We start from the raw sequence: 26,995 nt of genomic DNA, 5'->3' as shown, positions 1-26,995 counted from the left end.
GCTACTCGGCGGCGGACAATGCCTTCGCCCGTTCGCCGAACCACCTCTTCTGCGTGGCCTCGCGCACCAGTGCGCCAACCGCGGGCGAATGCCTGCGGCCGCGCACCGTGACAAGATTGACCTCGCGCCAGAATTCCGGGTCGGTGATCGGCAAGGGCACCACGCCCGGGTGCTTGGCGGTATGTTCGGGCATGAAACCGAAGCCAAGTCCGGCGGCGATCATCGCCAGCGTCCAGTCGTCACGATCGCTCCAATAGACCGGGCTGACGGTGACGCCCTGCTCGGCAAGGATGGCATCGGCATAGCCGGCAAACTCACAATTGTTGCGGTGGATATAAGTTTCATTGCTCATATCCTTCACCCGCACGCTACGCTGGTTGGCGAGGCGATGGTTCAGATGGACGGCCATCACCATCTGCTCCTGGAAGAGCGGAAGCGAGTGCACGTCCTCGTCGGGCACGTTCGAGGGTAAGGCATAGATGGCGGCCTCGAGATCGCCTTCGAGCAGCCTTCGCCGCAGGCTCACGGCATCTGCGTCGCAAAGATGAAGCTCGACACCGGGGTGATGCGCCCGGACGGCCGCGATCAGCTCGATGATTTCGTCCGGCGCGATCGTGCTCATGATGCCGACCTTGAGCGGTGTCTTCTTGAGATGCACATACTGCTCGGCAATCTGCTTTGCCTGGCGGGAGTTCTCGAAGACACCCTCAAGATAGGTCTCGACCATGCGGCCAAGCTCGGTCAGATGGGTGAAGCGGCGCTCGCGGTGGAAAAGCGCCCCGCCGAATTCGTCTTCGAGAAGCTTGATTGCGCGCGACAGCGCCGGCTGCGTGACGTTGCACTGCTCGGCAGCCCTGGTGAAATTCAGTTCCTTGGCAACGGCCAAGAAATATCTGACCTGGCTGATCTCCACGGCAACTCCCCTCGACGGGCGAGCATACGGCACGACCCGTGTTGCGGCTCAATCTTACTAGCTGCCCCAACGTCAAACAACCCAGCCTTCAGGTCTACATCGCCGCCGCATCGGTCAGACCGTCGGCTATCGAATCCATGTCTCAACGGCATTTCCGCTGCTTCGGGCTGCTCGCCATACTTGATCAGGATTTCTGACCTGGGCGCGAAGACCGTTGCCCGCAGTGGCTGCAGAATGGCTCTGCCGCGCCTCCAACAGAAGGAAACGACGATGCTCACAGGAAAGACGGCGCTGATAACAGGCTCGACCAGCGGCATCGGCCAAGGCATTGCCGAAGCTTTCGCGGCCAAGGGCTGCAACATCGTTCTCAATGGCTTTGGCGATGCCGATGAGATCGAGCGCCTGCGGGCAAAGCTGGCCGCCGACCACAAGGTGACCGTTCGCTACGACAATGCGGACATGAGCAAGGGCGGCGCGATCACCGCCATGATGGACAAGGCCATCGCAGAATTCGGGGCGATCGACATCCTGGTCAACAACGCCGGCATCCAGCATGTGGCGCCGATCGACGACTTCCCGATCGAGAAATGGGAAGCCGTCGTGGCGATCGATCTGATTTCGTCGTTCTATACGATCCGGCGCGCCCTGCAGGCGATGAAAGAGCGCAAATGGGGCCGCATCATCAACGTCGCTTCGGCCCACGCCCTCGTCGCCTCACCATACAAATCCGCCTACGTCGCAGCCAAACACGGCGTTGCCGGCCTGACCAAGACGGTGGCGCTGGAAGTGGCCGAGCAGGGCATCACGGTCAATGCGGTTTGCCCCGGCTACGTGCTCACCCCGCTGGTGGAAAAACAGATACCGGACACGGCCAAGGCGCGCGGGATCACCGAACAGCAAGTGATCAAGGATGTGCTTCTGGCCGCACAGCCGACCAAGCAGTTCGTAACGGTCGAGCAGGTTGCGTCGCTCTGTCTGTTTTTGGCCTCGGACGATGCGGCCTCGATCACCGGCGCCATCATGCCGATCGAAGGCGGCTGGACCGCCCACTGAAACCGGCTAGGAGGAACGCAAACGCCATGAACAAGATCTCTCGAAATCCCTCGACGTCGGAACCCGTGCCGGAGGTCGCTAGTATCGCTGAGGGTTCGGTCAAGAGACAGACCGTATTGGTGTTGCAGGGTGGCGGCGCTCTCGGCGCCTATCAGGCTGGCGTCTACCAGGCGCTCGTCGAGGGCGGCGTTGAACCCGACTGGGTCATAGGCACCTCGATCGGCGCCATCAACGCGGCACTGATCGCCGGAAACGAACCGCAGGACCGCCTGCCGAGGCTGCGCGAGTTCTGGGATGGCGTCAGCCGCAGCAGCCCGCTCGACGAGTTTTTCCGGATGATGGTTCCGAGCAACATCTTTGCCAATATGGGCACGGTGATGCGCGGCATACCGGGGTTCTTCGAACCAAACCCAAGCGCCATGTTAGGGGTCAATCGCGAAGTCGGTGTGGAGAATGCCTCCTACTACACCACGGATCCCCTCAAGCGGACGCTGGACAATTTGATCGACTTCGATTGCCTCAACAGGCGCCATACGCGGCTGACCGTTGGCGCGGTCAACGTCAACACCAGCGAACTCAAATACTTCGACACCCGTGAGATGACGCTGTCGGCGGCGCACATCATGGCGTCGGGCGCCTTGCCACCGGCCTTCCCGGCGGTCTGCATCGACGGCGAACCCTACTGGGACGGCGGCATCTATTCGAACACGCCCATCGAGGTCGTCCTGGACGAGCGCCCACGGCGCGACGCGCTGATCTTTGCCGTCAACATGTGGCAGCCGCGCGCGACGGAGCCGAAATCGATCTGGCAGGTCATGGGGCGGCAGAAGGATCTCCAATATGCCAGCCGCGGCAGAAGCCACGTTGCCCGCCAGGAGCAATTGCATCGCCTGCGCCACGTCGTGCGCGAAATGGGAAAGCTGGTTCCCGAGGAACGACGCGAGGATCCGATGTTCAGGGAACTCGCATCCTATGGCTGTCCCTCTGTCATGCATCTCGTTCGGCTGCTTTCGCCACGCCTGGATGGCGAGGACCACACCAAGGACATCGACTTCACGCGCGCCGGCATCCGCACGCGCTGGCAGGCGGGATACGAACATGGCCAGCGCGTGCTCTCGGAAAAGCCGTGGGAGTGCGAGGTCGACATGCTGCAGGGCATCGTCATCCACGAATCGCAGGAATGACCGGCCAGGGCCTCGGAAACGACGGAGAATACGGATGCAGATCATCACCCCCGGCATGCGGCTCGTCCCCGAGGCAGTGCTTGCCAACGACGCGGCTCTTTTCCGCACGATTCCAGAGACGCCTTCCCATGTGGACACATCACTGCATCGCGTGGTCATCGTCGGCGGCGGCGCGGGCGGGCTGGAGCTGGCGACGCGTCTTGGCCGCAAGTTCGGCAAGCGACGGCTTTCCGTCACGCTTGTCGACCGCAACCGCACCCATATCTGGAAGCCGCTGCTGCATGAGGTGGCATCCGGCGCCTTGAACGCGTCACACGACGCTGTCGAATACATCGCCCATGCCAGCCGGCACGGCTATCGATACCGCATCGGCGAGGTCGTCGGTATCGACCGTGCCAAACGCCAGGTCTTTGTCGCGCCCAGCTTTGACGATGACGGTCGACAGGTCATCCCGCCGCGCGTGCTGGGTTACGACACGCTGGTCATGGCCGTCGGCAGCGTCAGCAATGACTTCGGCACGCCTGGTGCCGCGCGCCACGCCATTTCGCTGGATACGGCGGAGCAGGCCGCCCGTTTCAACAAACGCATGATCGACGCGTGCCTGCGTGCCAACGCGCAATACGAGCAGCTGTCGCCCGGCCAGCTCCATTGCGTCATCGTCGGTGCCGGAGCCACCGGTGTCGAGCTGGCTGCGGAACTTCACAAGTCGATGCGCGAGATTGCTTCGCACAATCTCGACAACATCGACTTCGAGAGACTGATCCGCATCACCATCGTTGAAGCGGGGCCACGGATCCTTCCGGCCCTGCCGGAGCACATCGCGCAGGCTTCCGCACGTTTGCTCGTCAAGCTCGGCGTGCAGATACGGTGCGGCATCAGAGTCAGCGAGGTGAGGGAAGACGGCATCAGGCTCGGTGAAAAACTGTTCGTGCCGGCCGAGCTCGTGGTCTGGGCGGCCGGGATCAAGGCGCCGGATTTCCTGAAAAAGCTTGATGGCCTCGAAACGGATCGCATCAACCGCCTGGTCGTGGATGAGACACTCCAAGCTGGGGAGGACGAAAACGTGTTTGCAATCGGCGACTGCGCAAGCTGTGTTCTGCCTGGCGGAGGCGAGCCATTGCCGCCGCGCGCTCAGACCGCTCATCAGCAGGCCGATCACCTGGTCAAGGTGATTGCCGCGCGCCTCGAAGGACGGGCCGCGCCGGCTTTCCGCTATCGAGACTATGGATCCCTTGTTTCGCTCGCCGACTACGACTCATTCGGCAGGCTGATCGGCGGGTTGAAGATTGAAGGTGTGCTCGCCCGGCTGGTGTATCGCTCGCTCTACAAGCTGCATCTCAAGGCGGTGCACGGCCTCGCGAAGACCACCCTGGATTCGATTGGCGAGATGGTGGCGAGGCGCACCAGGTCTCGGATCAAGCTCCATTGAACCTCAGCGGGCGGCGCGATGAAAAAGTATGATGTCGTGATCCTTGGCGGTGGCAATGCCGGGATGGGCGTGACGGTGGCAACTCGTGCTGCCGGGCTATCGGTGGCGATGATCGAGGCACGCGAGCTCGGGGGCACTTGCCCCAATCGCGGATGCACACCGAAAAAGGTGCTCGTTGCGGCCGCCCATGCGCTCCACGAGATCGAACGGGCCGATAGGCACGGGATTGCGATAGGCAGGCCGAGGCTCGACTGGCGAGCCCTGATCGAACGCGAAAAAGACATTATCGACGACATTCCGTCCCGGCTGTCCGGATTGATGGCCAAGCGCGGTGTCGATGTCATCGTCGGCGAGGCCTCGTTCATGGGCAGCAATGCCATCGGCGTCGACGGCCGTAAGCTTGAAGCCAGCAGCATTGTCATCGCAACCGGTTCGAAGCCGCGATCGCTACCAATTCCTGGCGCCGACCACATGACGATTTCCGACGATGTCCTCAATGATCCGGTGCTCCCTCATGCAGTCGTGTTCGTCGGAGGCGGCGTCATCGCCTTCGAGCTAGGCCACGTTTATGCGCGCGCCGGCGTTGACGTAACGATCCTCGAAGCCTTGCCGCATCTTCTGGGGGCATTCGACGCAGATGCCGTGGCCCAGATCCGCAGCGAAAGCGAACGCATAGGGATTCGGGTCCGCACGCTTGCCTGGGTCAAGAAGATCGAGAAGGCCGAAGGACGACTACGCGTCACCTTTGTGGCGGATGGCGTCGAGCGGGCAGTGGACGCGGACAGGGTTGTGAATTGCGCCGGGCGTGTTGCCAATGTCGAGGGGCTCGACCTTGGCGCTGGTGTCGTCGTGCATCGCGAAGGCCGTATCGAGATCGATGACCATCTGCGTTCGCGGTCGAACCCTGACGTCTATGTCTGCGGGGACGCGGTGTGGAATTCTCCGCAGCTTTCACCTGTCGCAACTTACGAGGGTGGTATCGTTGGCCGCAATATCGTCGACGGACCGAGACACCGGCCGGACTATGGCCAGATACCATCGGCGCTCTATACCGTCCCTGCCTTGGCGGGTGTCGGACTGACAGAGGCCAAGGCGAAAGAGCAAGGACTTGGGGTGAAGGTCCATGTCAACGACATGCGCGGCTGGCTCTCCGCCAGGACCTATGCCGAGACAGTGGCGTGGTCGAAGATCATCGTCGAGGAGGCCACCGACAGGATCGTTGGCGCTCACATTGTCGGCCATGCCGGCGAAGAGCTGATCCATCTGTTCGCACTTGCCATGAAGCACGGCATCACAGCATCGCAGTTATCCGACATGGTCTACGGCTTCCCGACCTTCTCTTCGGATATCAGGAACATGATGTAACGAATTGAGGGGAGGCCGCGAACAGAATACGAACCCTGTCGCCTCGATGCATGTTGGGCATCGAAACGATGCAAGGAAAGCATGGCCCTATCCGAGGGGGGCCAATGATAGGGTGCACGCAGTCCATGAAAGTGCAGAAATGGCCGCCGACGAAGAGGCAATGACATTTGAACAGTCCGTCCAGGCTGCCATTGAACTTGATGCGTCCCTGAACGAGCGGTTGGCGGTGATTGCCGCCGCGGTGCGTCGCCTGAACGCGGATTTCGCCGATGCCGTTGACCGCCTGGTGGCGCGTCTGGAGGAACAAGGGGCAGGCGCCATGGCGCCGGCGCCAGGCGACATCATGCCGGGGTTCCTGCTGCCTGACGACGAGGGCAGGCTGGTCAGTCTGGCCGACGTCTTGCAACGGGGGCCAGCGGTGATCACCTTCCAGCGCGGGCATTGGTGCCCCTATTGCCGCTTGAACGCGGTTGGCATCGTCGAAGCCCAGCACGAGATTGCCGCCCTCGGCGGCCAGGTCGTGGTGATCATGCCCGAACGGCGCAAGTTTGCGAAGGCGATGAAGGCTGCGGTCGGGGCGAGGTTCCCCTTCCTGACCGACATGGACAATGGCTACGCCCTGTCCCTCAACCTAGCGATCTGGGTCGGGGCGGAGATGGAGCGGCTGATGGGCCTTGGCCTCGATCTCCCCAACTATCAGGGCAATAGCAGCTGGTTCCTCCCGATCCCGGCAACCTTCATCGTTGGGACGGACGGGATCATCACCGATCGCTTCGTCGATCCCGACTACCGGCGACGCATGGAGATCGACGACCTGATCAACTCGCTCAGACGGGCTCGCTGACACCAAAAGACGACCAGTCCGTCGATCGCAACAGGTTGAGCAAAGTCGTGGCCACGGGCGAACGATGTCTGCCGGCGACCGCGTAGACGGAGACGACCCGCGAGATATCGACATCACGAAGCTTGAGTCGGCGGATATTGGGCGTTCGCGGTGCTGTTACGGAGACAAAGCCCACCCCGGCGTTGGCCTCCAGTAGTGCCAGCAGGTCGTGGTCGGTTTCGACTTCATGCGCGGTGCGAGGCGTCAAGCCTTTCGCTGCGAGGCATCGCGACAGCTCATCGCTCGTTTCCCAATCGATACGGCTGAGCACAGGCTCCCCGGCCAGTTGGCTCAATGCGACATCGGCCTCGTTGCGACGGGCAAGCGGATGATCCGAATTGACGACGAGCTCAATGCCCTCCTGGAAGAGTGGCCATGTGTCGAGCCGGTCCCAGGCCTGCCCCAAGGGCCCGGCGACGGCGAGCTCGACCTCGCCGTTCTTGAGGGCTTCGACGACAGCAGTCGGCGAGCCACGGTTGATCTTGAGATGCACTCCAGGATAGGCGCGGAAAAGTTCCGTGAACGGCGATACCAGCAGCGCAATGTTGACGCTGTTGGAAATGGTGACGTTGAGAGGCGCCACGTCGCTGCTTTGCACAGCCTTGGCGAGCGACTTGGCGGAAGTGGCCGCGTCGTAGCACTGTTGCAGTAGAGGAAGCATACGCCGGCCAAGCTCGGTGAGATGAGAATGCTGGCGCTCGCGCCGAAGGAGTTCTCCACCCAATTCATCCTCAAGGGTCTTTATCGCGCGCGTCAGGGCAGGTTGAGTGACGTTGCACTCTTCGGCTGCCCTGGTGAAGTTCAACGTGCTGGACAGGGCCAGAAAATAGCGGACCTGCTGCATTTCCATGAATTTTCGCCCCCTCAGCGAAATCCGATTCGTCAGGCATAGCTAATTTGTGTCTATGCTAGCGCAACAGGGGGCCTAGGCAAAGGCGCGTCCCGCGCCACGCGGTGACTACCCATAGACCGACAGGCGAGGTCATTTCTCCGGACGTCACAGTGTTACAAAATGTCTCGTAAGATATTGATTTTATTATAGATAGCCAGAGTTCAATCCTCTCTCGCAGCACCAGATTTCCCTGGTTCCTGAATTGACCCTCTTTGGCGCCGCCGGCTGCTGTCAGCTGTGGAGGTGCGTCAGTTCAAACCCGGCGTCATCCTGGGCGTCGGACATGTGCTGTTCGGCGGACCGGAACATGTCCGAGAACTCCATTTCGCTCTCCAGCATCACACCGCCAACCTTGATGGTGAGGACATCCTCGGTGCCTTTTGGCGCGAAGTAGACTTGCGCGATGCGCGTGCGGATACGCTCGCCGATCTCCTTGGCCTCCGCTTCGGTGGCGCCCGAGAGGAAAACTCCGAACATCGAGGCCCCGATGCGTCCGATCAGGTCCTCCTCGCGCACCGACGACTGGATGGTCGAGACGATGAGCCGCAAGGCCTCGTCGCCCCATTCAAGGCCGAAGCGCATGTTGATGGACCGTAGATGTTCGGGATGGATGATCAGGAAGGCGCCCGAGCGCGGTCCTGGCCCCGATCGCCTGGCTGCCCGTCGCTCGACCATCGACGTGAAGACCGGCCCGTTCAGGCAGCCCGTCAGCCTGTCATACGTCCCGGATCTGTTGAGTTCCTGCCGGTAGCGGTGGATTTCGACCCGATTCCAGCCGACCAGCGCGAAAAGCGGCAGGCCGATGATCACCGGCAGCAGTCCCGCGGTGATCATGCTGCGGGCGAACGGCGTCAGCGCGTCGCTGAACAGGAGCAGGTAGTTGAGGCCAAGGGAAAGGCCGAGGCTCCCGGCGGTTCCCAGCAATGTCAGCCACGCGACCTGCTTCCAGGGCCGGGCAGTGGTGGTCGCCATTGGTCTCGTCATCGGCCGATCTCCTGTCAGGCCGGCTGGTATAAGGCCTGCCTGCCGTAATTTCGGTTTCGCGGAACTGTACAATTTGATGGAAAAAGGCCGAATGGTGTTTTTCCATACCGGGACGAAGCGGGTTTGCGAAAAACCCCGCGTTTTGACGATCAACTGCTGCCTATCGCGGCGGTCCGAAGATACCCATCCCGGCATTCCTGGCAATTGTTTCCGCCTTGCCATAGATACCGCCGGGCAGCGCCGTCGCCCAGCCATTGGACACCAGCCAGGCGCCGACATCCTGCTTGCCCAGCCGGCATGATGCTGCGATGGCAAAGCGCTCGGTTTCCGGCGGCAGGAAACAGTTAAGCGCGCGCCCCCGCAGCCAGGCATTGAAGGCCGCGCGAGCCCGCTGGCCGCAGGGCCAGACCTCGTCGCGAAACGAACAGGTCTGGTCCACGCCGATGTCCAGAGCTCCGCTGATCGCCAGTTTCCATCCCATCGATTCGAAAGTCGCCGACGACGTTGCAATCGGACGGTAGAGCAGGGTTTCGCGCCAGTTTTGCGGCATGGGCGTTTTGGGGCGGATTGCTAGGCCGAGTTCGCCGAGCGGCGGCCGGGCTTCGACCCGCTCGATTTCCGACACGTCGACCGGTGGCGGGGCGACAAGGCTCTCGGCAATCCGCCGCGCCGGTTCCCGCAACTGTCGGTCGGGAATGGCCGCGGTTGCCGGGGGTGCTTGCTTGCCGGCAATTTCCAGGGATGGCGCAGGGACGGGCCGGTCGAGAGAAAGCAAGGCTCCGGCCCGCATGATCAGGACAATTCCGAGCACGAGCTCGAGGCCCCCGATCGCGATCACCAGGCGGGCATGCCAACCCATCAGGCCGGCGCGGCGTTCGCGCGATGACCCGCCGGCGGCCGGTCAGAAACCCGACGTCGATTTGGCAACCAGTTTGAGCGCACCCTTTTCTATCCGATAGAATGGCATCGATCTTTGGCTGGAACCGTCAGCGCGAAAACGGAACAGACCTGTCGATCCGCGAAACCCGTTCGGGTTTTCGAGGGTCTGTTTGCTGAAGCCGTCGGGTCCGACCGCGCTGGCGATCCCTGCCGTCAGGGCAACCATATCATAGGCATAGGCGACATTGACGTCGGCAGGGTAGTTGTATGTCGTCCTGAAGCGGTCGGCGATCGGTCCGGTTTCGCCTGGATCGAGCGTGGCGATGTATGCCCCCTCGAACAGTGGATCTATCGGGCGCTCCAGCCAACGGTCGGTTCCGACGACTGAAACCGCTTTCCTCGGAATGCCCTTTGATTTGAGGGCGGCAAGGACGGGCGCGGGGCTGGCATCGCCGCTGGCAACAATGACCGCGTCGGGAGCGTCGACGAGTGAGCCCATCTGGTCGACAGCCTTGGTGCCCCCGTCGCCGGCCGAATAGGGCAAGGTGACCGCGAGCGTCGCGCCATAGATGCTGAGGCCGTTCGCCACCCGCTTCTCCACGGCGCTGGCGTTCGAGCCTTCCGCGACAAGCAACACGAACTTCTTGCGGCCTTTCGCGGCGAGCCCCGCGGCACCAGCCGCGGCGCTGTCGGCTTCGCTGAGGCGCACGGCATAAACCCCGGCGCTGCCGGCGAAATTGTCGGCAAGCGCCAGAACCAGAGGGCGCGTCGAGCCGGACAGCGTGGCAATATGCTGGGCTGCCGGCAGTTCAGTCGGGCCGATGACGACCTTGGATCCCGTCGTTATGGCTTGCACGGCCAATTTGCCGGCCTGCGCGCTGTCGCCTTTCGTGTCCTCTATCGTCAGCGTCAGCAATCCATTGCCGATATCCGTCATCGCCAGCTTGGCGCCGTCGAGCATCTTCCTGCCGGTTTCCCCCGACGTCCCGGAAGCGGACAAGGGCAGCAGCATCGTGACTTTGGCCGAACCGGTACCGAGCGACTGGCTCGCCTGGGCCGGACTGGTGCTGGCGGCGCCATTCTGTCCCGCAGGCGCGGCGACCGCGGCCGGATCGAGCACTTCGGAAACGCCGCCTTTCGACTGGCAGCCCGATAACGGCACGGCGAGCGCCAGGGCTATCGCCCAGATCTGCGGACTGCGGCCCTGTCGGACAGCTTCCATGATTGGTCCACCCCGTCTGCCGCCGGATATTTCCCGGTCTGGTCCTCAACTCATGTTAGGGCGGACTTGCCGCGCCGTCTTGCTGTTATTCAACCGTCGACAGCCGGGAGTCGGCGCCTTGACGCGCCTGGCGGCGCGATAGTCGGTAGCATTTCATCTGTCGTGGCCCGGGTACGAACACGCCGCGCACGCAATCGGCACCGGCCCAGCCAGTTGGCGCCGGCCTGCGCGGCAGACAGATCAAGGCTGAACAGGGCGATCGTTGCGGCGATCGCCCATGGAATTGATCCGTCTGATGTCATGATGGCCAACAGGCGCGGCTCATCCGGTCAGTGCATGTACTCGACCATGCGATCGTGGAAACACTCGCATTTGTTGAGCGTGTCTTCGTCCTTGTAGTTCGTCTTCAGATAGCCATAGGCCATGCCGCAGGCGACCTTGGCTTCCGAAGCCCAGACGAAGGCAGGCCGGGATGAGTTGATCCATTCCGAGCTGTTGGCGACGGCAACCGATTCGTCCATCAGCTTCACCACCTGCTGCTTGAGGTCGACGATGTTGTCGTTCAGGACCAGGTTGGACGTCCCCACGACGCGGCAATAGTCGCCTGTTGGCCCTTCGATGATGTCGGCGGCGAAGCTCGCCGTTCCAGCCAGCAGCAGCAGCGCGGCCGAAGCCAGCAATTTTGTACAACGCTTCATTTAAGTCCCTCTCCAAACCGCCATTTTATTCTTCGCTAATATATAGCACGCCAGCTCGGCCACGCATAAGTGCTAAATCGTGGCCGTGTGCTGCACGTGGTTCGAGTCGTCGTAGAGAATGTTGATCGTTCCAGCGGCAGGCGCGTTTTGCAGAACGGCAACATCCACGAAGTTGGCCGCGTTGCCGGAACCGCTGGTGTCGACGCTCACAGTACTGGTCGCGCTGTTGTAGTGCACGTAGTTGCTGATGCTATTGGCTGGCGCCGTGTCGAACAGCGCGCTCAAGTCGATCTTGTCGCCCTCGCCGCCATGGTAGTCGGCGATCAGATCCTTGATATCGAGATGGTCGAGCTTGAACGTATCGGCGCCTGCGCCGCCGGTCAGTATGTTGTAGCCCGGAGCAGAGATGAGAAGGTCGTCGCCCGGTCCGCCCGACAGGATATTGGGATCATAGGCAGCGTCACCGGTGAGCGTGGCCTGGTGCCCATCATTGGCGTCGACAACGATGTCGAAGCCATGGCTGGCCTTGTCGCCGTCGCCATCCACGACATCGACGTTGAAATGCAACCCGACGTCATGCGGTATCTCGGTGGCGGTTGTCACACTGGTGGTGGTACCGCCAACAAGCAGTCCTGTATTGCCGGTATTGATAATTGAGACACCATACATCAGGCTGGCCGAGCTGATGTCCAGAACGCCGTTGACAATGTTCATGCTACCCTGATCGTGGGCAACTCCGTTCTGATCATAAGTGACTACACGAACAGCGTAGCTGCCTGTCATTGCATCGCCGTTGGATCCCTGCAGGAAATTGATCGTGACATGGTCCATGCCAACTGCGGTCGTTGGATGAGTTGAAGAGTTTTTGTCGCCATCTCCCTGAAGAAATTTTAGCGTTATCGACTCTTTATTGTCCAGGGTTTGACCAGAACCTATGCCCAAACCATGGTTGTTCGAGTTTATGGTGGCCTGACTGCCAAGGTTTAGGCCTGAAGTCCATCCTGAATTACCAGTGAATAATATATCAGTGTGGAGGGGGGTTGGTATATTATTCTTTACGGCTATTTGCTCAAGATACAGGCCGTAATTATTGCCGCCAAAGCTCCCGGCGTTGAGTGCTGTCGTATCTGTTACCACTATCGTGGGTACAGGATTGATCACCTCGAAGTTGTAGGTGCCATCCGCCTTCATCGTGACCGTGAAGTAAGGTTGCGTACCCGCGGCGTCGAAGAACGCCGTGTATTTGGCCGTGCCGGTCGCAGCGTCGTAGGTCGATGTTGAATGGTCGATTTGTGATATGCTCGCCTGATTGGCCAGCGAAATCGCAATCGTCGACAGTCCGTCGGCACCAGACGTATATGTCCAGTCGCCGGCATGCGCGCCAGCAGCGTTGGCAACGATCTGGCTCTCGATAGAGGCGATCTTAGGTACATCATCGACGACATCGACCTTCACCGTTCCGGTCACCGTGTTGCCGTTGGTGTCCTTCGCCGTGTAGGTGAAGCTCTCCGCGCCGGTCAGCGTGTTGGCGCCCTGCACCGCACCGCTGTTGAACGGCGATGTCAGCGTGTAGGTCCAGGCGCCGTTGGCCTGCAACTCGAACACGCCATGCGCGGTCGTGGTGCTGATCGGCGTGTAGGTGATGCCGGTGCCGGTGACGGCGAGTTGGCCTGTGACCGTCTCCAGCGGGCTCGTTGGATTGGACCCCGTCACCGAACCATGCGTCAGGTCGGAACCCGTGGTGGTGGTGTCGAGCGCGGCTTCGTTGACCTGGCCGGTCTGATTGACGGGGGTCAGCGTCACGTTGTTGACGGTGATGTCGAGCGTTACGGTCGAGGTGTCGCCGTCGCCGTCGGTGATGGTGTAGACAAAGTGGTCGACCGCGTTGGCGGTGACCGCGTCGGGATTGGCCTTGTAGGCGTAGGAGCCGTTGGCGTTCAGCACCAGCGTGCCGTACTGGCCTGCGATGCCGACGCCGATGCCGCCGCTCACCGGATTCAAGACGTTCGAGCCGGTGGCCACGCCGGTCACCGCGCCGCCGGCGGCAAAGCCGTCCGCACCGGCCACGTCGTTGGCCAGCACGCCGGCTGCTGCGTTGACACTCAGCAATGCGCCTTCCGTTACGCTGTTGGTGTCGGCATGCGCAACCGGCACGTCGTCGACGATGACGATGCTGATGGTGCCGTCGCCGTGGGTCCCGCCGATGCCGTCAACCGCGACGGCAACGCTGTCGGGCAGCGTGTTGTTGCCGTTGCCGGCAGGGTGGGCCTGCGCGGCATTGAGCGTGTAGCTGTAGGCGAAGGTGGCTTCCGTGCCGGCTCCCGCCGGCGTCACGCCGGTGATCGTCAGCGTGCCTTCACCCGTGTTGATGGTCTTGCCGAGCCAGTCGGACAGCGTGTGGGTCTCGGTGCCGATGGTCACGTCCTTGATGCCGTCGGTGGCGGTGACCTTGAACGTGCCGGTGTCGGTCTCGCTGGTGTCGGCAACCGAGGTCAGGCCGTGTTCGTAAACGACATTGGAAGCGCCACCGGCATTGGCGTCGTCGCTCGGCGTGACCGTGACGGTCGAGCTGTCGTGGGCGCCATTGATCTCGAAGGTGATGGTCTTGCTGTCGGCGTCGCTGTCGTGATCGGTTAGCGTATAGCCGAGCGACACGTTGATGGTATCGCCGGTCTCCAGCGCCTGCGTCGCGGGCTTGCTGTTGTCCAGCACGAAGCTCCAGGTGCCGTTGGCGTTCTGCGTCAGCGTGCCGTAGTCGGTCAGGTTGACAGCGCCACCGTTCAGCATGGCGGTCGCCGTGCCCCAGTTCACTGGGCTCGCTGCTGCCGGGCCATCGGCGCCGAACGTGTTGTTGTAGTCGGTCGTGACGTTGCCGCCGACGGTGGTCGCGGCGCCGTCCTCGGTCAGCGCGCCGGCATTCGCATTGTGCGCAACCGGCACGTCGTCGACGATCTGAACCGACAGTGTGCCGGGAGCCGAGACGTCGCCGTCCGTGTCGGTGACCGTCACCGTCATGTTGTCGAAGATGGAATTGTTGTCGGCGCCTGCCGGATGCTGCTCGCTATGCTCAAGCGTGTAGCTGTAGCTTACCTGGCCGGTCGCGGCGTCGTAGCCGTTGATGGTCAGCGTGTTGCCGAGCGGCGTAGTGATGTTGATCGGCGCCGATGCGCTGTTGGCAAGCGCGGCACCCGAAATCACCTGGCCGTTGACGGTCAGCGAACCGATTCCGTCGGGCGAGGAAATGGCGAAGGTTCCGGTGTTGATCTCGCTGGTGTCGGCAACCGACGTCAGGCCGTGTTCATACACGATCGTGTCGCCGCCGCTGGTCTCAGGGTTCAGGTCGAGGATCGTCGGCGTGGAATTGGGCAGCAGGCTCGGGAACAGTTCGCGATGTTCCGGCTGGCCGAACGCAAGATCCGTCGGCGGCAACAGCGCCGACAGGCCGAAGCCGTCACCGATACCGCCAGGGGGAACCGAGAAGTCTCCGCCGGCACTCGAGGGTGAACCGCCGGCGCCTGCCGATATCGATCCGTCGGCGCCGAAGGCGACGTCGACATGACTTGCTTCCAACGCCGCGATCAAGGCAACGCGCGGCACTTCGACATCGCCGATGATGAAGGTCGGCACGTTGAGGGCGCCGTCCTTGATGACGATCACCGAACCGTCCGCCTGCTCGAGCACGAGGTTATGGCCATCGACCTTGATGTTGTCGATCGAGACGTTGGCCGGAAGCTTCACCACATGGTTGGCGTCGGCCACATATTCGTGCGGCGCGGCTGCCGCCGGGGCCTTGGCTTCCGCGGGTGCTTCCGGTTTGACGGGCGTGCCGTTGCCGACATCGACGGGAACCGGTTCAGCGGCGGCCGGAGCCGCCTTTTGCGCCGGGTTGGCCTCCGCGACCTGCGCCTGCGACGGCAGGCCGTTATGTTCAGAGTGCTCGTCCCAGGAATGAGAGACGGTGTCCAAATCGTTACTGGTGGTCATAGCCAAACCCCTTCGGTATTTCCCGGAAAGAGACATGGGCCACTTCTACTTTGCAACTATCCCGCAATCTGTTTCATATATTATGATATGCGGGCCTCGGCATTTTTTATGCGTGGTAAACTCGAAACATATAACCTGATATACATTGGCCGATGTGCAATCCGCTTGGCGGGGTCCGGCCTCGGTTGCTTGGCAAATGGAAGTATAAATTTGTGTAAAATTTTACACAAAACAACTGACATGAAGTACAGGAAATTTATCCACCTTCTTTTCCAATAATTTGAGACGAGATTGGTAGCGTCCACAGTCAAAGGTGGGCGTTATGACAAAAGAAAAATCTGCCCTGGGGGCAAGCGGGCTCAAAGCGCTGCTGCTGGCAATCGGCATTTTCGGCCTGTCGCATCCATCGTTCGCCAGCACGGTCCCAGCCGGCGCCGATCGTGTCGATTCGCTGCTGGCGAACGTCGAAACGCCTCCTGTCCTCGGGGGCATTTCGCTGCTGCGGCGGCAGCCTTGGCAGCCGGCCTCGGCCTACAGAATAGGCATGGTTCTCGGCAGCTACGGTCCGGCCACCAGCGGTCAGGAAACCGGCCTTTCGACGGCGCAAGGCAATGCCGGGATCGATCCCATCCAGACGGCGGCGATCATTCCCGGCGTGTTCGGATCGGTTGCGCTGTCCATGCATAATTTTCCGGTTTCCGCGCGTTGGGCACCGGTCTACAAGGCAATCGTCGACTGTTCCGCGGGCACTGCGTGCGACGGCAAGAACAGCATCTTCACCGCGATCGTCAACGCCGCCAAGGACAAGCGGTTTGTCGACAAGCTGTCCTTCATCAACTCAAGCATAAATCACGCGATCGCCTACAAGAAGGACAGCGTGGTTTACGGCAAGCTCGACTACTGGGCCAAACCTTCCGAAATTCTCGAGCGGCGGGCGGGCGACTGCGAGGATTTCGCCATTCTCAAGATGGCGGCGCTGCTGCGTGCCGGCATTCCGGCGCAGAGCATGTCGCTCGTCGTCTTGCAGGATCGCAAGCGTGGTTTCTTTCATGCCGTGCTGTCTGTCAGCACCGGCAGCGGCGTCTTCATTCTGGACAGCCTGAGCAACGTCGTCTCGCGCGACAGCGATCTTCCAGACTACGTGCCATTGTACTCGTTCAGCACCGACCGAGCGTGGATCCACGGCACCAGGCCCGGCGCGGCCCAAGTCGCCGATATCAAGGGCGGACTTGCGACGGTCGCACCTGGCGAGGGCCTGCAGCCATAGCATAGCCAAGCGACGCACCCGGTTCGGCACGCCTTCGCTCTCATGTCTTCTCCCCAGAACTGGGGTCACTTTCGGGCGATATGCATTAGCCGCCGAAGACGAAGGCCATCAGCAGCTCCGGCTCGAGCACCGGCGCCCGCGCCGCATTCAATTGCCCCCGGTAGCGGCGGTCGCCCGCGCCGATGACGAAACCGGTGGCGACCGGCGTTTCGCCATTGGCGTCGAGCCGCGCGAATATGTCAGCGACATTGAGATCCAGGGCAAGCTTCAGGTCGTGGCGCGCATCTTCGCTTGGCGCGACCGGCAATTGGCGCCTGACCAGCTGCTGGAACGGCGCGTTGAAGGTCAGGATCCTCTTCGACGATGAGAGCGCAAAAGCCGGTGACGGGCAGGCGACCAGAATGGCGTTGATCGTCTTGATCGACGCAAGCCTTCGCAAGGTCTGGTTTTCGTCGGCCAGTCCGCGCATGCAGGCCACCCGGATTGCCGATGTCAGGTTTCCGGTGTGGGCATGGCTGTCGGCGATCTCGTCGATCAGCATGCCGATCGTGCATTTGCGGCTTTCGGCCATCTGCTTCAGCGCGGTCCAGAACGCCCGCTCCAGACGAATGCCGCGTCGCGTGCCGCCACGTGCCACGACCCGGAATTCCAGCCCGAAATCCTCTGTCGCCATGGGCGGCAGCAGCTGCTCGCGATCGGCGGCGGGAGACGTGACGCTATCGTTCACTCATTGCCTCCTCGCGTGCCTTGTTGATCGGCTTCAGCAGATAGGTGAGGATGGTTTTGTGTCCGGTCTTGATATCGACCGAACAGATCATGCCGGGGATGATCGAATAGGTCTTGCCATCTCGCGTCAGCGTCGACCTCTCGGTGGCGACGCGTACCTGGTAGTAGGGCTCGCCCGTCTTCTGGTCGACCAGGCTGTCGGCGGTGATGTTGGAGACCTTGCCCTCGATACCGCCGAAGATCGAGAAATCATAGGCGGTAATCTTGATCAGCGCGTCCTGGTCCGGCCGGATGAAGGCAACATCGCGCGGTGAAACCCGCGCTTCGACCAGCAGCGTCTCGGATGTGGGCACGATGCCGGCCACGACCGCGCCGGGCTGCACGAAGGCGCCGACCGTGTTGATGTCAAGCGTGTTGACGATACCGTCGACAGGCGAGCGGATGTCCGTGCGCGCCACCTTGTCGGTGGCGCCGCGTATGGTCTCATCGACGACCGAAAGATCGGCCAGCGCCTGGGTCAGGTCGCTCAGCGCCTCCTGTTGCAGCTGCAGGCCGAGCTCGTTGACTTGAAGCTGGGCTTCGGTGATGGCCGCCTTGGCTTTCTTGATGGATTCACCGGCGAGGTTCAGCTGCCCATGCAGTTCGGTCTGCTCCCGCTCGACGCGGATCTGCTCGGTCCTGGCCATCAGCCCCTTCTTGACCATGGATTCGACCAGCGCCGTTTCCCGGTCGCTGACTTCGAGATTCTTGGTGAGGCGATCGAGATTGGCGTTGGCTTCGTCCAATTCGTTCAGGCGCTGATCGAGACGCGACTTGAGGACCGACAGCTTGACCTGGAAGTTGTCACGGCGCGCAACGAGCAGTTTCTGCTCGTTGTCGCAGATTTCCGGCGCGACCTTCTGAATTTCGGCCGGACAGGGAAATGGACCTTCTATATTGCCGGTCTGCTCGAATTTCAGCCGTGCAATGCGCGTCCGGAGCGCCCTTGCCTTGGCCTGCTGCTCGCCGAGGCTGGACGTGTTCATCGTGTTGTCGAGGCGGATGATGAGATCGTTCTTCTTGACGATCTGCCCGATCTTCACGGCAATTTCCTGAACGACGCCCGGCTCGCTGGCCTGGATGATCTGGGTCTTGGAAGCCGGTATGACCTTGCCTTCGCCGCGCGCGATTTCGTCGACCTCGGCAAAGGACGCCCAGGCGACGGAAGACACAAACAGTGCCCCTATGATGAACAAGGACGCCGACGCGAAAAGCGGCGGCCGGTCTTCCCTTGCAAGCATGTCCTACAACCCCAACGCATTGAATGCGTTCAATAAGTCTGTTTTTCAGGTGCTTGTTTTCTGCAGCGCCTGTATCACTTGGTCCTTTGGTCCATCGGCAACGATCCTGCCTTGCTCGATGACGATAAGACGGTCGGCCAGTTCGAGCATGCTGAAGCGATGCGTTGAAACGATCAGCGTCGTGTTCCGGTCGAAAGCCACTTTGAGCTGCTTGATCAGCTGCCGCTCGGAAGCCAGGTCCATCGAACCCGACGGCTCGTCCAGGAAGACGATTTTCGGTTTGGTCAGCAACAGACGGGCAATCGCCATCGTCTGCCTCTGACCGCCCGAGAGATTGGTGCCGCGCTCGCCGACATTCATGTCGTAGCCACGCGGGTGACGGGAGACGAAATCGTCGACGCCGGCAGCCTTTGCCGCTTCGACGATCTGCTCATCGGTCGCCTCCGGACATGCCATCAGGAGGTTTTCCTTGATAGTGCCCGAAAACAGATCGTTGGCCTGCGCGACGATCCCGACCGCGGCGCGAACCTCCGAAGGGTGGTATTGGCGGATGTCGATCCCGTCCAACAGCAGCTCGCCTGATGTCGGCAGGAAGAGCCTGCCGATCAGCCGGCCCATCGTTGTCTTTCCCGAACCTATGCGGCCGATGATGCCGATGCGCTCACCTGGCTTCACCGAGAAATTCAGACCGGTCAGGACCTCGTTCTCGGAGCCCGGATAGACAAAGCCGACATTCCTGAACACCATGGCGCCGTTGCGAATGGGCCGGTTGACAAAACCCACCGTATCCGGGCGATCCTCCGGCTGCGCCATGATCGAGTTCACCATGCGCAGGGAGAGCATGGCCTGGCGAAGCCTGGACAAGGTGATGGCGATCTGGCCGAGTGGAGACACCGCCCGGCTGGCCAGCATCACGGTGCCGATAATGGCTCCGGTGGAGACGTGTCCTTCCGAGAAGGCGTAGGCGCCGGCCACGATCAGGGCGACGGTGACCATCTGCTGGATGGCCTGCGTTATGTTGCCAGCGGCGGCCGAAAGCTGCTTGATCTTCTCGGATGTGTTGGACGCGTTCTTGGAATGCTCTCCCCATTTTCGCAACAGATACGCCTCGGCCCGCAGCGACTTGATCGTCTCCAGCGTGGAGATGGATTCGACCAGCAGGGCCTGCCGTTGCGAGGCCTCGTTCATGGAGGCCGCGACACGCTTGCCGATGCGCTGTTGCGTGATCAGCCCGACGATCACGGAAGCCACAAAGGCCAGCGCCGGTATGATGACCAGCCATCCGCCGATCGCATAGATGACCAGGAGAAAGACGAACACGAAGGCGGTGTCGATAAACACGCTGATGGTGTTGGACGTGAAGAATTCGCGCACGAATTCATACTGCGTCACCCGATTTGCATATTCGCCTGTCGAGCCTGGCCGCGCCGACAGGGACGAGTTCAGCACTTTCTCGAACAGCAAATAGGAAATGCGCAGATCCGCCTTGCGCCCGGCATAGTCGATGAGGGACGCTCTGGCGGTCTTCAGAAGCAGGTCGAACAGGATGACCGCGGCGATGCCGATCGACAGCACCCATAGCGTCGATATCGCCTTGTTCGGCAAGATCCTGTCATAGACGTTCATGGTGAAGATCGGCGAGGCGATGGCCAGCATGTTGATGAAGATTGCCGCCAGGATAACCTTCGAATAGGTGCGCCAGAACGGACCCATCGTTCCCGTCAGCCAATGTCGCCGCTCGATCTTCGGCGCCGAACCGACATTCATCCCTTCGGCAGTGTTGGCATATGTTATCGAGAAGGAAACGCCGCCACTGATGTAGCTGGCGGCCAATTCGGATTTCGTGATGGTTACGCGGCCGTCTTCCTGGGGAGCGGTCGTGAATGCGCCGTCCTCCGTTTCGGCCAGCAGGGCAACCGGCAATTGACTGACGCGAAACACGATGGCGGGGAGGTCGATGCGTCCCCGAAGAAACTCGCGATGGCTGAATTCGGTGATTTCGAGGCCGATGCGCTCGGCAATATGCCGGATGGCTTCGATGTCGATACGCGTGTCCGACAGCGGCACGCCGGCGAACAGCACCGTTTGCGCGCTCGGCCTGCCGAGATACCCGGCAATGGCCGAGAAGCAGGCCTTGAACGCCTCCTTCGGGGAGAGGATGTTGGGTTGCTGATTCACGATCTGCCCTTAGGGACTTTCGATCGGTCCTTACATCCGCTTACTTTTTCCTGACCGGGGCCAGGATATCGAATGGCAGGTCGTTCTTCTGTTCCGACGGCGTGCGTGCATAGGTTTCCGTGTCGGCCGTTTCCGGTGCGCCGAACTCGGTCCGCGCATAGGCCGCGGCCTGTTTTGGCGGGCGGATGTCCATCGTTTTCAGCAACTGCCCGGTGGCCGCGAGAAGCCGGTATTGGGCAAAGAGAGAGGCGTAGGATGCGGTGTCGGCCAGTGTCGCCGTGTTGAAACGCGTATTCTGCGCATCCAGCACATCGAGCAACGAGCGCTGCCCGACCTTGAATTGCTCGCGATAGGACGCGACCAGCTTCTCGTTGGAAGCGGCCTGCAGCTTCAGCGTCTTTGCCAGGTCGGCTTGCCGGAAGCGGCGATCCCACGATGTGCGAACGGCTTCTTCGATTTCCCGCAGCACCTGGTGCTGCGCAAGCCGCTGCTCGCTGGTGCGACGGATCTGCTCCTGCTCATTGGCCTTGTCGATGCCGCCCCGATACAAGTTCCACCGCAGCACCAGGCGTGCCTGCAGGTCGGATGTGTCGCCATTGTCACCGTCGATGTCATACCCAGCCCGGGCGACGCCTTCGGCGACGATCGAGGGGCCGTATTTCGCGCGAGCCGCATCCACCAGCGAGGCCGCGGCGGCGATATCGCTGTTGGCCATATGGACGCGCGGATTGCTCTCCCGCGCAAGGCCAATCGCATCGTCCAGCGACCTTGGCAGCGTGCCGGAAACATCGGCCGGCCTCGATGCATTGGTCAACGGCTTCCCGACGGTCTTGAAGAACCGGATCCTCGAGGCCTCCAGTTCCTCCGAGGCTTCCTGCATGCGGGCCTTGGCCGCAAACAGGCGCTCTTCGGCCTGTTGCCGGTCGGCCTCGTTCAAGCCACCGCCAGCAATGCCTTCCTGGATGTCGTGGAGGATTGCTTGGTGGAAGCCCAGGTTCTTCTTTGCCTCTGCCACGATCGAAGCCTGAAGCATGTATTCGAGGTAGTCCTGGACAACCGAGAGTCCGATGAATTCAGACCGCTCCAGCACACGAAACGACGCGCCGTCGACGCGCGAGGCCTGGCGGTTCAATTCGGCCCGCCTTGCGCCGCTGTCATAGAGCGTCTGCGAAACCGTCAGATCGGTTTCCGCCGGATAAAGTGCGTCATCCTCTATCGAGAGCGCGCGTCGGGAGGAATTGTCGAGACGGCGAGCCCCGGCCGACGCTTCCACGTCGACGCTGGGAAGATAGAGGCCCTTGGCCTGACGCAGCTCGAACTCGATTGCTTCGCGATTTTCTATGGCCTGGCCGATTTCAGGATTGGATTCGACCGCAACCGCCATCGCTTCCTTGAGCGTAAGCGCACTCGCACTTGCGCATGTCAGCATCGTAGCCGCCATCAAAAGACCTAGGCGCTTGCCCACAGTCGAGATGCTTCTCGTATTCATCTAACCCGCCCCAACGTTTCCCCTGCGCCCTTGCGGGCGCTGACCCAAGCCTGAGCCTGTCTCAGGCAACTATCCAACAATTTCAAGAAAATATGTGAGTTATTATTAATTTAGGGGAGCCTAAATCACGCACCTGATCCACAAGGTTGGGAAATGTAGCAAAAATGGCACAAAATGGGTTGGCCGCGGCTTCAGCCAAACGCCGCCTGGCGTGGAAAAAGTCCAGACGCAGATACGGCTCAATGCCGGCAGAATCGTATGACGCCTGCATGGCCGGAAGGCAGCCGTGGAAATTGGACGGCGTTCGGCCAAGACCATGCGACCACGGCATCAAGGGCCGATACTGGATTGAGGGCTGCCCGAATGAACTGCCAAGCACGGGCATAGTGGCGCCCTTGCGTTAAGCCTCGCTCAATCTCTGCAATCTATGCTGATGCCAGATTGTCGAGGTCAAAATGAAGCGCAGGCCGATACTACTCTTCGCTTTTCCGGCTTTCATCCTGGTCGTTTTGGCCTGCGAGCGAATAGCGACCATGCTACTCGGGAGTTATCCCGCAAGCCCCGCAATGTGGAGGATCTGGCTTGAACTGCGCCCCTTGTCGGCGATGTTCTGGCAACAGATCGACCCGTATCTCTATGGTTCGATGGCCCTGGATGCCGTCATCCTGGTTGCCGCGGCACTGGTGTTCTGGAGCGCTTGCCGGGTGAGACCGGCGGCCGCCTTCTTCCTGGCCAACCACGTCGCGCTGCTCTTTGCCGGACTGATGATCGCTTCCAGCAGTCATTCGGAGACGGCGAGCACGGTCGCGGCATTTCCGATGTCCAACGGCCTCCAATTCGCCCTGAAGATCGATTTTACTTGGCAGAACAGCCTGGTGCTCGTTCTGGGCTTCGTGGCCTGCGCGTACTGTCATGTCGCGTTCCTTCGCGAGACGCGACTGCGCGGTGAGTCTCTGGCCCTGCGGCTCATGACTTTGGGACGGGATCTTTAGTCTGGCATAGGGCGTTTCGAAACGTCCGGACGTCGGCAATTGCATGAGGCTCAGCTCCGTCCGGCTTCACCGGAACCCCGATACGCCTCAATTGATCTTGCGATAATAGACCTTGCCGTCCGGCGTTTCAGTTCGCTGGTAGGCGGGGTTCGGGCCAGGGGGTGCGGCACTCCTGCGCTTGATTGGCCGTGGCGTCTCGACAGCCGCGGGTTCGGCCGCGACATCGCTGTTGTCGGAAGAAGCGTCCGCCACGGTGCTGGTGACGACGACGGGTTCCGCCGTACTGGTGCTGCTGTCGTCACGCGCCGAGGGCGGGTTTTGTTCCAACCTGGATATGCTGCCGTTGATTTCGTTGAAATTGCCCTGCAGTTGGCTGTCCAGCCGTTCAAATCGGCTTTGAAAACCGTTGTTGACCGTATCGAGCCGGGCAACGATCCGCTGCTCGAACGCACCGAGTTCCTCGAGCCGTCCCTCCACGGTGCGCAGGTCATTGATGCCTCGATAGAGGTAGATGGCGGCGGTTGCGTTCAGCACGGCAAACAGGGTCAATCCAACGCCGACGACGACGGCCAGCCGCGACCGGCTCGCATCCTTGCCGAGCAGTTGCGGTTCAATCGGCTCGGCGGAGACAGTCGGTACATGCGGGTCGCTGATCGTCGTCATTGAACCACCACCTTGGTGCCAACTGGCACGCGCTTGAAAAGATCGATCACATCCGTGTTGGTAAGGCGAAAGCAGCCCGACGTGCCATCGAATCCCACGCCCGAGGGATCGTTGGTGCCATGGATGCGATAGAGCGTGTCGTGTCCGTCCCGCAGCAGATACAGCGCCCGCGCGCCCAAGGGGTTATAGGGACCCGAAGGCACCAACTCCGGCAGTTCCGGTTGGCGGGCGCGCATTTCCCGGGGCGGGCGCCACTGCGGCCATTCCGTCTTGGCGCCGACCTTCACCACCCCGGTCCAGCCAAATCCGTCACGCCCGACGCTGATCTGGTAGCGCAATGCCTGGCCCTGGCGGGTCACCAGGTAAAGTGCCTTCTCGCTCTTGCGGATGATGATCGTTCCCGGCTGCTCGGTGGTCGCAAAGGCAACCGCCTTGCGCAGGCTGGGGCCCATCGCCGGCAGCGGCGGCCGGTCTGAAAGCCCCGACCGCGCCTCGGCGAAGCCCTGGGCGGACATCGCCAGCACCAGGCCGAGCACGCAGGTGCCGGCCAGCCTGGAGACGAGGCCATCTCTACCGGGCAGCGTCATCGAGCCGCTCTTTGAACATCTTCTTCAGATCCTTGTTGAAGCGCGCCCTGCCGTCCACTTCGGAGGGAAGGATCGCCCGGTTCAAGGCATCGGTCAGAAGGGCATTGTCCAGCGCGACCGATTTGATGTGCGGCGCCTTGAATATCTTCTCGAGCTCGCTGCGCGAAAAATGGTTCCCGAACCATTTGCGCTTGTGCTTGTTGGCGACCAGCGTGATGCTGACCGCATTGCCGCGCAGTTCGCGGATCTTCTTGTAGAGCCGCTTGCCTTGCCGCAGCGAAGCGACGTTGAGTTCGAAGACTATGAAGATCTCGTCGCTGGTCGACAGCACCGAATTGTGCCAGGGCGTTTCGATATTGGGCAGGTCGATGACGATGTCGTCGAAGCGGTAGGCGACGAGGTCCAGAAGCCGGAAGACGAAATCGCTGCCGTGCGGCTCGAAGGGCAGTTGCGGCCTCTCGAACGCATAGAGGGTGAGACCGGACGGGCGCGTGAGCTTGATGACATCCATCAGCTCGACATCCAGCCTTTCCGGCTGATTGATAATGCCCGCGAGATCGAACTGGTTGAACAGATTGAGATAGGCGCCGCAATTGGCGCTCTGGAAGTCGAGATCGACCAGGCAGGTCGAGGCCGCGCGCTCGGCCGATTTCGAGGCCAGGAATTCGGCCGCCGACAAAGCGAGCGTCGTGGCACCGGCGCCACCGCTGGCGCTGATGAAGGTGATGATCCGGCTTTTCGTGCCCTGGTTGCCGGTATCGTGGAAGGTCACCGCATTGAGCAGTTCCTTGCCGTCTAGCGGCTTGTGCAGCCAGTCCGAGGCGTTCATGCGCACCAGCACGCGCGTCTGTTCCGACGTCAGCTCATCGGAAACCGCGATCAGCGGCACCGTCGCCCACAGCGCGCGCGCCTCGACGATGCCGGCCTTGCCGAGCAACTCGCCAGCGCCGAGATCGAGGATGACGATGCCGGGACGCGTATCGGCCGGCGGACCTTTGAGAAAATCGTCCGTCTCGGAAACCCTGACGTCATAGATCGCCAGCGCATCGAGCCGCGTCGCCACGTCGCGCTTGAAATTCGGATCCGACGAAAACAGCGCGACCTGCTTGCGCTTGGTCGGTGTAACCTTGGTGTTGATGGCATTCATGGCCAGGTGCTCTTGATGTCTTCGCCCGTGACCGTGCTCAGCATGGAGGGCATGTTGATGTTGGCGAAACCCATTAGTCCCTGGAGGAAGAAGAACTGGAAGGTTCTGTTCTGCAGGCTGACGGTGATTGTCGGCACCGGACCGCTTAGCCGGGTCTGATAGCCAAGGCCGGTGGCGGAGTAAGTGACGACGACGTTGCTGCGCAGCAAGCCTGGGAAGAAGTGACACATGCCCGGCCGCTGGTTTGTGCCCACATTGGGACAGGCGTCATCATTGGTGTTGGCGGTGTCGCCACGAAAGATGCGACTGAAATTGGCGGCGCTGAAGCCGCCGCCGTTGCTGCAGCCGCCCGTGCCGGCGGTGTAGGTGCAGACGAAGGGACCATAGGCGCCGGCGACAATCGGGGCGCCGGGAGACGAGATCGGACCCGCGGTCGCGAGGTTGGTTGCCACCGCATCCGATATCGCCGCCAGCCGGGCGCCGACCTGCACCGCCTTGGTGGCCGCGTTCCATTGGTAGAACGCATAGCCGAAATCGACGAAGCCCAGGACAAGCGAGAACAGCAGCGTCGATACGATGGTCATTTCCACCATCGCCGCGCCATCTTCTGATTTTGCGAAACGCTGGATCATGGTCAGAACCGGATCAACCGCTCGTCGTGGGAGCCCTGAAGCGTGATCGGCCCGATGCCGATGAACGCAAGCATCCCGACACCGGTGTACGGGTAGGTACCGGATGCGCGCACGGTGCAGACTTGTGCCGTGGTGGAGCGATATTGGGTAACGCCGCCCACCACGGTATCCTGGCAGGAGTTGTTGGTGGTCACGGTGACATTAGATGTCTGCCAGCCGCTGACGCGCGGAGTATCGGTCACGACGCCGTTGACAACGGTTACAGATGGCTTGCCGTAGACGGCGATGTTGGCGGCAATGGTGGTACAGTTGATCGCCGCCAGCCCGGAGTCGGTATAAAGCTGACTGTTGCAGCGCGCGGCATAGCGAGCGGCGTCTGTAAGTCCGGCCTCCATAAGCAGCTTGTCATGGATCAGGTTGCCGAACTCGAACACTCCCGCGGACAAAACCAGCATCAGCGGCGTGATCAGTGTCATCTCGACAATCACCGCGCCGCGTTGATCGCGACGAAATCGACTGAGATATCGGGACAGCATCTTGAACATCGC

Annotated in this window: 23 protein-coding genes; 7 read left to right on the top strand and 16 right to left on the bottom strand. The window is 61.4% G+C overall.

The genetic code is table 11. From position 1 onward, the window contains the following. Position 1 precedes the first annotated feature (1 nt). On the bottom strand, positions 2–913 hold the full coding sequence (locus D3242_RS27110) for a LysR family transcriptional regulator (protein ID WP_064980387.1): 912 nt from the start codon (positions 911–913) through the stop codon (positions 2–4). Positions 914–1,183: 270 nt separating this feature from the next. On the opposite strand from D3242_RS27110, the gene D3242_RS27105 reads away from it, so the two are divergent. The 5 genes from D3242_RS27105 (at position 1,184) to D3242_RS27085 (ending at position 6,788) form a co-directional block, all read left to right on the top strand. After that, positions 1,184–1,966, top strand: coding sequence for a 3-hydroxybutyrate dehydrogenase (locus D3242_RS27105; protein WP_064981609.1), 783 nt, complete (start codon positions 1,184–1,186; stop codon positions 1,964–1,966). A gap of 26 nt (positions 1,967–1,992) precedes the next feature. Beyond that, entirely contained in the window at positions 1,993–3,150 is a 1,158-nt protein-coding gene (locus D3242_RS27100; RefSeq protein WP_081295856.1) for a patatin-like phospholipase family protein, read from the top strand. A 34-nt stretch (positions 3,151–3,184) separates the two neighbouring features. After that, positions 3,185–4,579 (top strand): NAD(P)/FAD-dependent oxidoreductase, encoded by a 1,395-nt coding sequence (locus D3242_RS27095; protein ID WP_223217870.1) that lies wholly within the window; start codon positions 3,185–3,187, stop codon positions 4,577–4,579. An 18-nt stretch (positions 4,580–4,597) separates the two neighbouring features. Beyond that, complete coding sequence (locus D3242_RS27090; protein ID WP_064980383.1) at positions 4,598–5,944, top strand: dihydrolipoyl dehydrogenase family protein; 1,347 nt, start codon at positions 4,598–4,600, stop codon at positions 5,942–5,944. A 139-nt stretch (positions 5,945–6,083) separates the two neighbouring features. Then, positions 6,084–6,788 (top strand): peroxiredoxin-like family protein, encoded by a 705-nt coding sequence (locus tag D3242_RS27085; protein ID WP_064980381.1) that lies wholly within the window; start codon positions 6,084–6,086, stop codon positions 6,786–6,788. Here the strand turns inward: D3242_RS27085 and D3242_RS27080 are convergent. From D3242_RS27080 to D3242_RS27055, 6 genes are all read right to left on the bottom strand, one after another. After that, positions 6,772–7,677, bottom strand: a complete 906-nt coding sequence (locus tag D3242_RS27080) for a LysR family transcriptional regulator (protein WP_064980378.1) — start codon at positions 7,675–7,677, stop codon at positions 6,772–6,774. The genes D3242_RS27085 and D3242_RS27080 overlap by 17 nt on opposite strands. Before the next feature lie 273 nt (positions 7,678–7,950). Continuing rightward, positions 7,951–8,703, bottom strand: coding sequence for a GGDEF domain-containing protein (locus D3242_RS27075; RefSeq protein ID WP_223217871.1), 753 nt, complete (start codon positions 8,701–8,703; stop codon positions 7,951–7,953). Between the two features lie 160 nt (positions 8,704–8,863). Next, positions 8,864–9,562 carry a thermonuclease family protein gene (locus D3242_RS27070; protein WP_064980374.1) on the bottom strand — a complete coding sequence of 233 codons (699 nt, stop codon included), beginning with the start codon at positions 9,560–9,562 and terminating at the stop codon, positions 8,864–8,866. Between the two features lie 42 nt (positions 9,563–9,604). Continuing rightward, positions 9,605–10,804 carry a type 1 periplasmic-binding domain-containing protein gene (locus tag D3242_RS27065; protein WP_064980372.1) on the bottom strand — a complete coding sequence of 400 codons (1,200 nt, stop codon included), beginning with the start codon at positions 10,802–10,804 and terminating at the stop codon, positions 9,605–9,607. Positions 10,805–11,133: 329 nt separating this feature from the next. Then, positions 11,134–11,502 (bottom strand): hypothetical protein, encoded by a 369-nt coding sequence (locus D3242_RS27060; RefSeq protein ID WP_027047245.1) that lies wholly within the window; start codon positions 11,500–11,502, stop codon positions 11,134–11,136. Between the two features lie 72 nt (positions 11,503–11,574). Beyond that, on the bottom strand, positions 11,575–15,486 hold the full coding sequence (locus D3242_RS27055) for a VCBS domain-containing protein (protein WP_120145545.1): 3,912 nt from the start codon (positions 15,484–15,486) through the stop codon (positions 11,575–11,577). Between the two features lie 322 nt (positions 15,487–15,808). Here D3242_RS27055 and D3242_RS27050 point away from each other — a divergent pair, with 322 nt between their 5' ends. Further along, positions 15,809–16,753, top strand: a complete 945-nt coding sequence (locus D3242_RS27050; RefSeq protein ID WP_064980369.1) for a transglutaminase-like cysteine peptidase — start codon at positions 15,809–15,811, stop codon at positions 16,751–16,753. 85 nt (positions 16,754–16,838) lie between these two features. Here the strand turns inward: D3242_RS27050 and D3242_RS27045 are convergent, their stop codons facing one another. From D3242_RS27045 to D3242_RS27030, 4 genes are read right to left on the bottom strand one after another with little or no spacing between them, the layout of a single operon-like run. Further along, positions 16,839–17,480 (bottom strand): ribbon-helix-helix domain-containing protein, encoded by a 642-nt coding sequence (locus D3242_RS27045; protein WP_019860381.1) that lies wholly within the window; start codon positions 17,478–17,480, stop codon positions 16,839–16,841. Continuing rightward, positions 17,470–18,759 carry an HlyD family type I secretion periplasmic adaptor subunit gene (locus D3242_RS27040; RefSeq protein ID WP_064980367.1) on the bottom strand — a complete coding sequence of 430 codons (1,290 nt, stop codon included), beginning with the start codon at positions 18,757–18,759 and terminating at the stop codon, positions 17,470–17,472. Before D3242_RS27040 ends, D3242_RS27045 begins: the two co-directional genes overlap by 11 nt. A gap of 45 nt (positions 18,760–18,804) precedes the next feature. Then, positions 18,805–20,937 (bottom strand): type I secretion system permease/ATPase, encoded by a 2,133-nt coding sequence (locus D3242_RS27035; protein WP_019860379.1) that lies wholly within the window; start codon positions 20,935–20,937, stop codon positions 18,805–18,807. Positions 20,938–20,977: 40 nt separating this feature from the next. After that, the gene (locus D3242_RS27030; RefSeq protein WP_081295854.1) at positions 20,978–22,426 is read right to left on the bottom strand and encodes a TolC family protein; all 1,449 of its coding nucleotides are present in this window, start codon (positions 22,424–22,426) and stop codon (positions 20,978–20,980) included. Between the two features lie 455 nt (positions 22,427–22,881). On the opposite strand from D3242_RS27030, the gene D3242_RS27025 reads away from it, so the two are divergent. Then, positions 22,882–23,418: a hypothetical protein gene (locus tag D3242_RS27025; protein ID WP_064980365.1), complete on the top strand. Its 537-nt coding sequence runs from the start codon at positions 22,882–22,884 to the stop codon at positions 23,416–23,418. Positions 23,419–23,505: 87 nt separating this feature from the next. Here D3242_RS27025 and D3242_RS27020 read toward each other — a convergent pair whose 3' ends face one another. Genes D3242_RS27020 through D3242_RS27000 form a run of 5 tightly spaced genes read right to left on the bottom strand, consistent with a single transcriptional unit; the run spans position 23,506 to position 26,992 of the window. Beyond that, on the bottom strand, positions 23,506–24,081 hold the full coding sequence (locus D3242_RS27020) for a hypothetical protein (protein ID WP_064980363.1): 576 nt from the start codon (positions 24,079–24,081) through the stop codon (positions 23,506–23,508). Beyond that, positions 24,078–24,668 carry a L,D-transpeptidase gene (locus D3242_RS27015; RefSeq protein WP_064980361.1) on the bottom strand — a complete coding sequence of 197 codons (591 nt, stop codon included), beginning with the start codon at positions 24,666–24,668 and terminating at the stop codon, positions 24,078–24,080. Before D3242_RS27015 ends, D3242_RS27020 begins: the two co-directional genes overlap by 4 nt. Beyond that, the gene (locus tag D3242_RS27010) at positions 24,652–25,815 is read right to left on the bottom strand and encodes a CpaE/TadZ family protein (RefSeq protein ID WP_064980359.1); all 1,164 of its coding nucleotides are present in this window, start codon (positions 25,813–25,815) and stop codon (positions 24,652–24,654) included. Before D3242_RS27010 ends, D3242_RS27015 begins: the two co-directional genes overlap by 17 nt. Further along, on the bottom strand, positions 25,812–26,447 hold the full coding sequence (locus D3242_RS27005) for a TadE/TadG family type IV pilus assembly protein (RefSeq protein WP_064980357.1): 636 nt from the start codon (positions 26,445–26,447) through the stop codon (positions 25,812–25,814). Before D3242_RS27005 ends, D3242_RS27010 begins: the two co-directional genes overlap by 4 nt. Positions 26,448–26,449: 2 nt before the next feature. Further along, entirely contained in the window at positions 26,450–26,992 is a 543-nt protein-coding gene (locus D3242_RS27000) for a TadE/TadG family type IV pilus assembly protein (RefSeq protein WP_223217872.1), read from the bottom strand. Positions 26,993–26,995: the final 3 nt, after the last annotated feature.

The sequence above is a fragment of the Mesorhizobium jarvisii genome (assembly GCF_003601985.1).
Classification (GTDB): Bacteria; Pseudomonadota; Alphaproteobacteria; order Rhizobiales; family Rhizobiaceae; genus Mesorhizobium; species Mesorhizobium jarvisii.
Note: the sequence above shows the minus strand (reverse complement) of the source record. Positions and strands in the feature narration are given on the sequence as shown.